Source organism: Chitinophaga sp. CF418 (assembly GCF_900142925.1).
Classification (GTDB): Bacteria; Bacteroidota; Bacteroidia; order Chitinophagales; family Chitinophagaceae; genus Chitinophaga.
In genome coordinates this window covers 220,710-232,729 of record NZ_FRCN01000015.1, presented here as the reverse complement: position 1 = coordinate 232,729, position 12,020 = coordinate 220,710, and the positions used below count along the sequence as shown (strand labels likewise).

The following is a 12,020-nucleotide window of genomic DNA, read 5'->3' as shown; positions in this document are numbered from 1 at the left end:
TATCATTGTGCCAACAAGCGGGTAATTAACGGTATTGAAGAAACGAGATAAATCTGAACTGTTCCTGCATCTTTTTCATAGCTGCCATGAAAAGTTGCACCGGTATGCCTATACATTACTAAGGGACAGCGATGAGGCCAATGATATTGTACAAACTGTATTTGCCCGGCTGTGGGAAAAACGGGAAACCGTTGTCTTTGAAGAAGATATAAAAGGCTATCTGTATCGTTCTGTTCACAACCTCTGCATGAATAATATCCGGAAAGACAGCGCCCGGGACAGGTACCTGTCCTACAGAACCGGAGACAGGGATAACTTCATGCAGGGTGGAACAGAACAGCAAACGCTGGCCAGAGAGCTTGAAAAACACATAGCACAGGCTACCGGCGCCTTACCAGAGCAGTGCAGGGTCATATTCCTGAAAAGCCGGGAAGAAGGTAAGAAGTATGCCGAAATAGCGGCGGAACTGGACATTTCAATTAAAACGGTGGAAGCACAGATGAGCAAGGCGTTAAAACTGATGCGGGAAAAGCTGGCCGATTACCTCCTCACAATTTTGTTGATATTGCATATAAATCATCTTTTGTAAAAGCCGGCATGAAATAACTGTTACCATTGAGCAAACAACAAAACATAGCGATATCTGAAGCACTGCTGATAAAATACCTGGCAGGAGAAGCGAGCCCGGAAGAAGCGATCGCCATTGATGAATGGGTAGAGCAGACTCCGGACAACAACCGGCTGCTGCAGCAATATCTGCAGTTATGGTCGCATGCCGGCAAAGAAGGAGCTTATCATGCACCGGATCTTCAGGAGGAGCTGCGCCGGCTCAATATCGATGCTTCTCTTCCAGCTGAGAATCGCAAAACACCTTTACTACGCACACTATTCATCCGCCGGGCAGTGGCGGCTATATTCATTTTAGTCCCCGGTGCGGCCCTTCTGGCCTTCCTCCATCCCTGGAGAACCACAAAAGTCCCTGCCGTACTGGCGCTTACATCATCGCATGATATTCTCCGTGATACTTTGCCCGATCATTCAGTTGTAACATTAGTACCAGGTAGCCGGCTGGAACGCTCCGCTTCATTTGATGGCCCTGACAGAACTGTAAAATTGCAGGGGGAAGCCTATTTTTCCATTGCACCTGATGCAGACAAACCTTTCATTGTACATGCAGGAGCTGCAGATATTAAGGTGATCGGTACTGCATTCAATGTTAGGGCCAATAAAGATAGTGTTACCGTACAGGTGGATAATGGTGCTGTACTTTTCTTTGACAGTCATGACAGTGTCCATCTAAAAGGGGGCATGGAGGGTATATACCTGGTGGATACACCTCACTTCTCCGTAACAAAGATGGAAGGCGCCAATGACTATGCCTATGCCACCAAAACATTCCGGTTCCAGGCTACCCGACTGGAATCAGTGGTTAAGGTCCTGGAAAAAGCCTACAACGTAAAGATCGTACTGGAAAATAAAAAACTGGCTGACTGCACAATCACGACCTCATTTACCGATATGCCAATTCAATATGTAATGGAGGTTATCACAGCATCCTTATCTATTCAGTACCGCATGGAAGGGTCTACCATTTATATGAAAGGGAATGAATGTAATTGAGTTATTTAGGAAAGCATGCCTCACAATGATATGTGTATTGTTGTCTACAGGCGTGAAGGCACAGACAAACCCGCCATCATTGGACAAACAGGTGCGTGTACCGTTGAAGGAAGTGAATATTACTACACTGGGGGATATGATAACAGCCCAGACAGGCTTCATACTTTCCTTTAATGCACAAACAATAATAGCCCAGAAACAGCTGCTGCTCCGGCATCCATCCTATTCCATCCACCAATTGCTCACAATCATCAAGGAAGCGACGAGCTCCGAGTATACCATCATCCAGGACCATGTTATCTTTCGCCGGGTAAAAAACAAAGGGGTTGTTACCAGAACGGCGACAACCAGTCATACTACTAAACAGGAAATTGGGCAGCGCCTGGCAGGTATAAACAGGCCGCCTGTTGCCACCGCAGGCAAACAGATCCACATAACAGTAACCCCAAAAGCCGGTCATATTGCTTATCATCACAATACTACACCTCTCCCACATATGGGCCGTACGGCCGGCCAGACGAAGAATCGCACAGGACTGAAGGCCGCTGTACCATCGGGCAGATCATCTAATAAAAACAATAATATTCACCAGAATATTATTACAAATAAAGAAACAGGTATTAAAACAGACAATACTTCTAGTGCGCCAACAACAGCGCCTACAACAGATATTACAGTGCAGCTTATACCTGATACTACAAGGGCTGTAACTAAAACTGGTATTGTAATGGAGCTTATACCTGATAACATGAGCGCTGCAAATAATACTGGCATCACAGCGGATGCTACAACAGGTACCACATCTGCAGCACCAATAAATGTCATTGCAGGTAACAGTAAAGCCGCCGGCAATTCATTGGCGTACATAGGACCATTAAGGATTACCATTCCTACTATAAAGCCTGCAGCGCCAGCATTACTACAGGTTACTCCACCGGCAAAGCGACAAAAAGAGCGATATGTATATGAAAAGCCAGGTCTTTTCAAACCATTTGTACAGGCAGGCTTTGCTGCAGACGAAGCGCTTTATGCCAACCTGCAGGCAAAAGCAGGCATAACGTTGGCATACGGCATTGTGTCCTGGAGCACTAATTTTTCCGTATCAGGCTTTCGCTATGGAGCGGGCATCAGCTATCCTTTAAATAATGGCTGGCTGATAGAGCTGGAAGCTACGACCGGTAAGCTCTTTAAAGAAACCCCTGTACGCATGAATGATGACACTACCACAACCAAGCCTCCTCTTTATGCGAACAGCCGGTTACAAAGGATCAGTCTTTTTGCGCAGAAAAGTATCGGCCCACACTTGTCAGTATATGCCGGCCCTGTATTCAATCATCTGAAAAGTACTTATCAACTGAGAACCTGGCCCTTAAATCTGGCCAGCCTCAGAGTGATAGTATCAACCCCGGAAGAAGATTATGTGACTATCAGCCCCCTTTATACACTCCATAGGTCTCCAGCGGAAGAAACGGAAGATATCATGACATGGATTGGTTTTCAGATTGGCATAAGTTACCGGCTCTGACTCATCGCCAGTTTCAATTCATCCAGCAAACGGAACGTATCGGCAAATGTCCCGGGCGCTGCCCGATGCAACATTTTACCTTGTTGTACCTGTGTTACGAAATAATGAATCTCATCGCGGTAACCATATTGCACTACAGGATTATTCTCCGCTACCGGTGTTGCAGTTGTATAGCTACTTTCACTCATTTGACGCCGGCTGTTAAAGATCTTATCAAACGGCACTCCTGCAAACTGCCTGCCCAATGGCGTGATACGGAAACTACCCGGATAGTTTATTTCAATTACATCACGGGGAGTAAGGCACTGCAGTGTATCGGCAAACAATGACCAGGAATAACAGCTGGACAGTTCCAGCATACCGGTTGCCTGCCGGTGTTTCACCAGCAATTGCAGATGTATGCCTCCATTCATACCCGAATGATGTAACAGGGAATATTGCTCAACCGGTCCAAAGAACTCTAATATATTATTGATGGGATGGCAGAATAACTCCATTACGGCATCTCCTTCCGGATAGGCCCCTGTAATATAACGGGCCTGATAACTATAGGCATCAGCAATAGTCTTCTTCAATTGCCGGTTCAAAGGACTGAAACGCTTATTGAACGCGATCATACATTTATCTGCATGAGGATGACCCATCAGTTGCTGCAGGGCTGCATAACTGTTAACAGCCGGCTTCTCCACAAACACGTATTTGTCTGCATCCAGACAATCCTTTACCAGCGGGAACTGGTGTTCATTTTTCATACAGATAAAAACACCCTGTACTGCCGGATCTTTTAATATAACAGATAGCTCTGACACACCTGTGCATCCGGGGAAAAGACGCGCCGTTTGTGTGGCAACCTGTAACTGACGGGAGTAAAGGTATTTGATGCGGACTCCCATATTTAATATTACGGGATATAAATTGTCAATACTATGCTGCCCTACCCCTATAAAAGCGAAGGACGGGCCGTCGCTAAATAGCCCGTCTAACATCTTCATTCTTCGCCATTGTTTATATGCATTGATAACCAGTTCCAACATGTGCTACACTTTAGCCATTACAGTTTTAAAAGTCTCTTTTTGTTTATTCCATTGATAGTCTCCAAACAATTTCTCTGTGATCAGGTTACCCAGTAACCGTTCTGATTGCCGGAGCAACGTAATATCGTATTTACGATGGAAGTTGATCCAGCAACCATTACAGTTATGACAGTGATGCTTTTGTGCAGCGTTGGTAGCGGCATCATTAAAGATATGATCGAGTGAATGGTTATAGATATTTCCCAGCTTCAGGTCCAGATTCTGACAAATGGGAACATCTCCGTTTGGCAGTACTACAAGGCTATCGAAAATAGAATAACAAGGCATTTTCAATTCACCCTGCTGCCAGTATTTATACAGTTGTAGGAAATCAAGGTTCTCGTCAAATCTCTGCAGGCTGTGAATAATATCCACTGGTATTTCAAGGCGGTCGGCAGTAGCAGCAGATACTTCACTGGCTATGACATTTTCAGTGTGCGCTGTTTCTACTGTATCGAAGTAAGAGATATTATTGTAAATGCCAATCCGAAGATCTGTTCCATATTCAGCACACACCTGCATTACATGGCGCAGGTCGTCAAAACTGTTATAAGGTGACAATGTGAACATTACGGAAATATCCTGCTCTTTATGCAGCTCTTTGATCACACGTAACACTTTATCATAGCCGTCCTTACCCCGCATGAACTGATACGTTTCTTTGTTACCATCCAGGGAAATGAACAAGCGTTTGGGGGCATATTCTTTTGCCGCTTTAATTACTTTTGCGGGGTCCAGGCAATTTGATAAAAGATCATATGAAGGATGAAATCTGCTGAACCAGTGTAAAATCTCAAAAGCCTGCGGATGCAGCAGGAATTCGCCTCCTTCCAGGCCTATATTGGTAGATTTGCTGATACAGTCACTCTGCATGATTTCCACAATCTTCTCCATCGGAAGATGTACAACCGGTCTCTTTGCCCATATCAGGCAATGCTTGCAGCGTGACTGGCATAGATCTGTAGCATAGAGCATCAGGGTAGATAACTTCTTCGAAGTAGGCTGTAGCTGGTTGCGCACGAACCTTGTGGCCCGTGACATATAGTCGGCAGTGGTATACATGAATGTTGCTTAAGAGAGCGAATAAATAAGAATAGCTATGATTGCGATAAACATAAAACTTAAAAAAGGCAGCACCAGGTAGCACAGCATTTTTGCAAGTATCTCATGCTTCTGATGTTCTTCATATTCCATAGGTCAGTCATTAAATAGTAATTAACACGCAGTCTTTACTATAACAACACAATGGGTGATGTATACCCTTATGCGGGAGAGAAAAAAATAAAAGCCGCCCTGTGACCGGACGGCTGCAGCTTTATCAGATTTGTAATGCTGTTTAGTGCTGTGACACTTTTATAAAATACTTATGCTCTTTGTGAATACCCAATTTCCTGATCCGGTGGTTCAGGGTTGATACGTGCAGTCCTAATATCTCTGCCGCACCTCCTGGCCCGAATACTTTTCCGCTGCACTTATTCAGTACTCCCAGGATATAATCCCGTTCAACTTCCATTAGCTTTCTGCTGTAATCCTCATCTGCTTTTGTTCTATTTTCTGCCCCCGCTTGTGGAGAGGATAAATGAACTTCCCTGATAATATTGCCCTGCATGAGCAATATGCTTCTTTCCAGCACATGTTCCAGCTCGCGGACATTACCCGGCCAGTTATATGCTTGCAGTTGCTTCATGGCCGTACTCGATAAGCGAACATTTTTCTTACCGGCAGTACGGGCGAAACGGTCAATAAAATGAGCCACCAGTAATGGTATGTCTTCTTTCCGTTCCCGGAGTGGAGGCAATACTATGGGGAATACATTCAGCCGGTAGAACAGATCGCTCCGAAAACGACCTTCCGCCACTTCTTTCTGTAGATTACGGTTTGTTGCGGCAATGATCCTGACATCTATCTTAATAGTATTCTTGCCTCCTACCCTTTCAATCTCTTTTTCCTGTATAGCGCGCAACAGTTTTACCTGAAGTCCCGGAGGTAATTCACCTATTTCATCCAGAAACAAGGTGCCATGATTAGCCAGTTCAAATTTTCCAATCCTGCGTTCAAGGGCACCGGTAAAGCTACCTTTTTCATGTCCGAACAATTCACTCTCGATAAGGTTAGGTGGCAATGTCGCACAGTTGACTTTTACCATCAGTTGATCTCTGCGAGGGGAGGAATTATGAATGGCTCGCGCGATCAATTCCTTTCCGGTGCCTGTTTCTCCAAGTATTAACACGGTACTCTGGGAAACAGACACCTGGGATAACATATAGAATACCTGTTGCATCTCCGGTCCTGCACCTATAATATCCCTGTAAGTATACCCGCTGCTAATTTCCTCCTGCAGGTACAACTTCTCCTCTTCCAGTTTCTCTTTATATCCTTTGATTTCCTTCAACTGTTGTTTTATCCTTTCATCAGCGAGGATATTGGCCAATGCTACCGCCAGCTGATCTGAGATCCCCTGCAATAAACGCAGGTCTGTATCCCGGAAAGCATTCCTTTCTTCAGAAAGTATCATTAAAAAACCTATTTCCTCATTCTGATTCACCAGCTTTACACCGGCTAACTCTTTAATGCCGTGTTCATAAATGAATTGAAAACCGGCATGTTTAATGGGACAATCCATGAGCACTTGCCCAACATCAAAGACCTGAGGGCTGTCTGAGGCCAGCAGTATATCATGAACACCATCAGCCACAGGGTATTCTGCGAAAACGAGCCCCTGGTAAGCAGGATGGGATGAACGTATCTCTGCTGTGTCTTCTACTATCACTTTAAAGTGGTCTTTGTCGCTGCCAAGGAGACTAATAGTAATATCATTGAAATGAAAGATACTTTTCAGCCTGTGTCGCAGAACAGTGATCAGATCACCCATTCCTCTCATTCTGGCGATGTCCGCACTAAGCGAAAGCAGAATTTCCTTTTCTTTTTCCCGCTGCCGGATAGCCTCATTGGTGAGTATATTTGCCAGGGAGCCTGAGAGGTGATAGGAGAAACGCTCTATCTGGCGCAGATCTTCCTTAGAAAATGAATCCGGAGTTTCTGATAAGAGCGCCATTCCTGCAAACACCTCATTGTTATGCATGAGCCGTATACCTGCTATTTCCGCAATACCTGCTGCATGGAGGAAATCGAATTGGATAGCTCCCTGCTTTTGCAGCTCAGGCACGGAAAATAGTACAGCCGTTTCCGATTGCATCAGCACATTGTGCAATCCATCTCCCAGCGGATACTCCCCGGAGGCCATCATCTCAAAATCATCGTGTTGCCGGACCTTTTCACAATCCTCCAGGAAAACCTTATAAACATATTTCCTAAGATCATACTGGACAATAGCGATATCAGAGAACCGGAGGAAGGTTTGTAAAGATTTCTTAATAATGTGGATGAGTTTTTGCTTTTCTTCAGGGCTGGCTATTGTATGACTGACAGAGAGCAACCTGGCTATATCTGTAGTAAGTGATAACAGTACTCTTGTCAGCATAATATCGTCTCTGCCAGATATTTCCACGATATCTGGCAACTCCTGTGGCATGTCAGATTTTTGCAGGCCCATAATTATAGTTGGCTTTGTGAGGGTGAAAAACGGCATGGTGAACTCAGCAAGTGGTGTACCATTCTCATAAAACATTGACGCATACTCCGTTAATTAACAAAAAGCTCATACAATTGTTCATATATGAACAACCCGGCAAAGGAATCAGCGATATATGAGCAGGCCTCTAAGCAGCTGTAGACTGGCGAATCCTGAAATAACAATAATAGACCGGTCAATTAGTCATATATGACTAAGAATTTTAGGCGCCTAATCATATAATAACATACGATTCAACAACTTATAGCATGGCACCAGATTAGCACACTATCAATTGAACTGAAACCTCATTTTATGAACGCCACTACATACGTGTTACCCGATGCATCCCTGCATGTCAAGGCCGAAAGGAACAGTTATTTTGAGATACATACACTGGAAGAAATGAAACGTAAGGGGCTCTGCCTGAATGAACAACCTGAGAGACTGCAACATTTTGAGATCATCTGGTTCAAGACAGGAAAAGGGCAGATCACTATCGATACTGTTCAGCATTCTGTCGGGCATAATATGATCTACTGTCTTACTCCGGGGCAGGTGAGGATCTGCCGGCTGCCGGGAGCTGCTGAAGGATATTATATTTCCTTTTCGCAGGATTTTATCTATCGCTGGGCCACCTATACAATAAACAGCGCCTGGCTGGATACCAACATTTATGGCATGAGTATACCGGCCATAAAAGCCGATGACGAAATGAAGGATGAAATGGAAGACCTGATGGAGAAAATGGAAAAGGAATATACACATCATTATCTTTTACGTTCGGAAATACTGGCGGGACTGCTGAATATACTGGTGATCTATATCACCCGCAAACTGCAACTCAGGGTATATGAACAGGCCCAATCCAAGGAAATTGAGCTGGTACAGAAATTCATCGCCCTGGTAAAAGTGCATTTCAGGACCATGAAATTTGTGGCGGATTATGCCGGAGAACTTTTTGTGACGGCCAATCACCTGAACCGTATTGTTAAAAAGATTACGGGCACACCAGCCAGTTCACATATCCAACAGCATATTATCATGGAGGCCAAAAGACAGGCGCTGCATTCAAATGTGAGTATGAAAGAAATTGCTTATCTGCTCGGGTTTGAGGATCATTCTCATTTCAGTAAATACTTCAAGAATAACTCTGGTATGAACTTCTCCAGTTTCAAGAAAGGGCTGATAACAGATCTTGTTGCTGCAGCGCACGACTGAGTACCCTGCTCATCCATTCTTTTACCCGTAATTATACAACGGACGCCGTCATTCTGCCATTGACGCCAGTATATCTATGCGATAGATTTGTGGGTACCCGTATTATTAAACCCATAAAAAGATAACTATATGACCGAACATTTAATTGCTGTTGGCGACACTATTGCTGTGTTAGACCCTGCTATCGACCCGGCTATTGATACACGCATCAAAGCCTTTTTAAATGTGTTAAACAGTGCCGGCGGTGATCCTATGGAAACAATGACGCCTGGCGATGCCCGTAAAGTACTGGAAGGAGCTCAAAAATCCGTGGAAGTGGATCTTTCCGGAGTGGAAGTAACTGAAAAAACGATCAGTGAGGACGGATTGAGTGTAAAACTGTTCATCGTACGTCCGGCGGGACAGACCGGCGTACTACCTGCTTTCATGTTCATTCATGGAGGTGGCTGGGTATTGGGAGATTTTCCTACGCACCAGCGTTTTGTCAGGGACCTGGTGGTTCATTCCGGACTTGTTGCCGTATTTGTGGAATACACCCGTTCTCCTGAAGCGAAATATCCTCAAGCGCTCAATGAAGCCTATGCTGCTACAAAATGGATCGCTGCGCATGGGGCGGAACTGAATATTGATGGAAAACGCCTGGCGGTGGTAGGTAATAGCGTCGGCGGTAATCTGACTGCGGCCACTGTATTAATGGCGAAGAACAAAAAAGGTCCTGAGATCAAATTCCAGGTACTTTTCTGGCCAGTGACCGACGCGAACTTCGATACTGTTTCCTACCATCAGTATGCGACTTCCCGTTTCCTGACAAGGAATATGATGATCTGGTTCTGGGATAATTATATGCCCGACGGACCACAGCGTAAAGAGATCTATGCGTCTCCTTTACAGGCGGGTGTGGAAGAATTGAAGGGATTGCCGCCTACATTGGTGCAGACAGCGGAAAATGATGTGCTGAGGGATGAGGGCGAAGCGTATGCGCGGAAAATGGATGAGGCAGGGGTGCCGGTTACGCTTGTTCGTGTTCAGGGCATGATTCACGATTACGGTTTGCTGAATCCGATCGCGGATGTGCCGGCGGTGCAGTCTGCTTTGAGGTATGCGGCGAGTGAGTTAAAGAATGCGTTGAAGTAGTTTTTTTTACAGCGGTTTTGCAGGTGGGACCACTGGCTATAGTTCTTTGAAGTTCCTTGCTATATAGCATTAGGATGGCGTGTTGAGCATTGGTATATTTATTTAACCCCTACCAGGGCGCGTCAGCATACTTCAATAGCTAAAGCCAGTGGTTTCCACCTGCAAACCGCTGATACTTCCGGATGTCCTATTGGAGGCACACCGGCTTCCCGTTTTAGAGACAGCAGTTATATTAATCAGGCATTATTTATAATGCTCGTTGGATGTTATTACCAGATCCGTTGAATGATCTGTTTTTTGAGAACCATGTTTATAGTGCCTCACCGTTTTGAGTATTTAAACCTATTTAGACATAAATCCGACAACTATCACTGTGGGAAGGTAGCCGAATTATAAGTATCTTTCTGGCCAATAATCATCCTTCCATGACTAATATTACCGTTGAATGGATGCGCTCCATTGAGACACTTCAGGGCGTTCCCGACAACCAGTTGCAATGGTTCATAGACAATAGCGAGCGGAAAGAATACCCTGCCGGTACTTATATGTTCAAAGTCGATGACATGATGCAAGGCACCCAGCTGATTGTATCCGGCCTTGTGAGAATATGCCAGATGCAGCATAATGAGCTACGTGAATTGCTTATAGTAGAACCTGGCAAAATAGTAGGCTATCTCCCTTTTTCCAGAGGAACTGTATACCAGGTTGCAGGAGAAGTAATTGAAGATACGGTAGTCCTCAATCTGCCCATTGAGAAAATACAGGAACTGATCCGCAACCATTTTGAGCTGACACAGGCCCTCGTACATATTATGACTAACCGTGTGAGGGACTATACTTCTTTCCTGCGGCAAAGTGAAAAAATGATGGCGTTGGGTAAATTGTCTGCAGGGTTGGCCCATGAGCTGAATAATCCGGCGGCTGCCGTTGTAAGGGGCGCTCATTCCATGAAAAAACACCTGCAGTTGCAGCCGGAGTTCTTCAAGCGGATCATGGAGATCCGAATGGATGCAGCCGCTATTGATCTTGTCAAGGAGAAAATGTTTGAAGTGCTTTCACAACACAAGTCACAGCAATCCACGTTGACACTTGTACAGCGCTCTCAGAAAGAAGATGAATTAACGGAGTGGCTGGATGAACTCAATGTGGAAAACAGCATGGAACTGGCAGAGAATTTTGTGGAATTTGGGTTTACCAAAGACCGTCTCGATGAGTTCAGACAGCAACTGGGCGCCAATGATATTTCTCCTGTGTTCAACTGGATCAATAATAATTTGGTTACGGAAAAAATTGTATCTGATATTGAGGAGGCATCTAAACGTATTGCAGACCTGGTAGGTTCCGTAAAATCATTCACCCACATGGATAAGGGCTATGACAAACAACTTACCAATATCCATGATGGCATCCGGAATACACTTTCCATTCTACAGTATAAGTTGCGCAAAGGAAATATCGAACTGGTAGAACAATATGATACCACGCTGCCTCCCCTTCGCGCACTGATCGGGGAACTGAACCAGGTGTGGACCAATCTGATCGATAATGCGCTGGATGCTATGGAGGAAAATAAGAGAGGAAAACTCATTATCAAAACTGAACGTGACAAGGACTGTCTGAAAGTCATCATTATCGATGATGGCCCCGGTATACCAGAAGATATTATTGCCAAAATATACGATCCGTTCTTTACAACAAAAGATCCGGGTAAAGGCACAGGACTGGGACTGGATATTGTATCGCAGATCGTCCGTCAGCATAAAGGTTATCTGAATGTAGAATCGAAACCGGGAGAGACCCGTTTTATCGTGTCGCTTCCCATTCATGGATAATCGTATTTATAAGTTAATTTTGAATTGACTTATGCCATTCTAAG

The 12,020-nt window shown here is 44.8% G+C and carries 9 protein-coding genes; 6 read left to right on the top strand and 3 right to left on the bottom strand.

What is annotated here, in order from left to right:
- Nucleotides 1-34: 34 nt before the first annotated feature.
- From F3I09_RS28705 to F3I09_RS28695, 3 genes are read left to right on the top strand one after another with little or no spacing between them, the layout of a single operon-like run.
- Nucleotides 35-589: an RNA polymerase sigma-70 factor gene (locus tag F3I09_RS28705; protein WP_149698495.1), complete on the top strand. Its 555-nt coding sequence runs from the start codon at nucleotides 35-37 to the stop codon at nucleotides 587-589.
- A gap of 26 nt (nucleotides 590-615) precedes the next feature.
- Nucleotides 616-1,620 carry a FecR family protein gene (locus F3I09_RS28700; RefSeq protein WP_149698494.1) on the top strand — a complete coding sequence of 335 codons (1,005 nt, stop codon included), beginning with the start codon at nucleotides 616-618 and terminating at the stop codon, nucleotides 1,618-1,620.
- 25 nt (nucleotides 1,621-1,645) lie between these two features.
- The gene (locus F3I09_RS28695; RefSeq protein WP_149698493.1) at nucleotides 1,646-3,145 is read left to right on the top strand and encodes a porin family protein; all 1,500 of its coding nucleotides are present in this window, start codon (nucleotides 1,646-1,648) and stop codon (nucleotides 3,143-3,145) included.
- Here the strand turns inward: F3I09_RS28695 and F3I09_RS28690 are convergent.
- From F3I09_RS28690 to F3I09_RS28680, 3 genes are all read right to left on the bottom strand, one after another.
- A complete protein-coding gene (locus F3I09_RS28690; protein WP_149698492.1) occupies nucleotides 3,133-4,179 on the bottom strand; it encodes a Gfo/Idh/MocA family protein in 1,047 nt (348 codons plus the stop codon). The genes F3I09_RS28695 and F3I09_RS28690 overlap by 13 nt on opposite strands.
- A gap of 3 nt (nucleotides 4,180-4,182) precedes the next feature.
- Nucleotides 4,183-5,259, bottom strand: a complete 1,077-nt coding sequence (locus F3I09_RS28685; RefSeq protein WP_223233423.1) for a radical SAM protein — start codon at nucleotides 5,257-5,259, stop codon at nucleotides 4,183-4,185.
- 295 nt (nucleotides 5,260-5,554) lie between these two features.
- Complete coding sequence (locus tag F3I09_RS28680) at nucleotides 5,555-7,846, bottom strand: sigma 54-interacting transcriptional regulator (RefSeq protein ID WP_223233422.1); 2,292 nt, start codon at nucleotides 7,844-7,846, stop codon at nucleotides 5,555-5,557.
- A gap of 258 nt (nucleotides 7,847-8,104) precedes the next feature.
- Between F3I09_RS28680 and F3I09_RS28675 the strand changes: the two genes are divergently transcribed.
- From F3I09_RS28675 to F3I09_RS28665, 3 genes are all read left to right on the top strand, one after another.
- The gene (locus F3I09_RS28675) at nucleotides 8,105-9,010 is read left to right on the top strand and encodes an AraC family transcriptional regulator (protein ID WP_149698490.1); all 906 of its coding nucleotides are present in this window, start codon (nucleotides 8,105-8,107) and stop codon (nucleotides 9,008-9,010) included.
- A gap of 129 nt (nucleotides 9,011-9,139) precedes the next feature.
- Nucleotides 9,140-10,144, top strand: a complete 1,005-nt coding sequence (locus F3I09_RS28670; protein ID WP_149698489.1) for an alpha/beta hydrolase — start codon at nucleotides 9,140-9,142, stop codon at nucleotides 10,142-10,144.
- Nucleotides 10,145-10,569: 425 nt separating this feature from the next.
- The gene (locus tag F3I09_RS28665; protein WP_149698488.1) at nucleotides 10,570-11,976 is read left to right on the top strand and encodes an ATP-binding protein; all 1,407 of its coding nucleotides are present in this window, start codon (nucleotides 10,570-10,572) and stop codon (nucleotides 11,974-11,976) included.
- Nucleotides 11,977-12,020 lie beyond the last annotated feature (44 nt).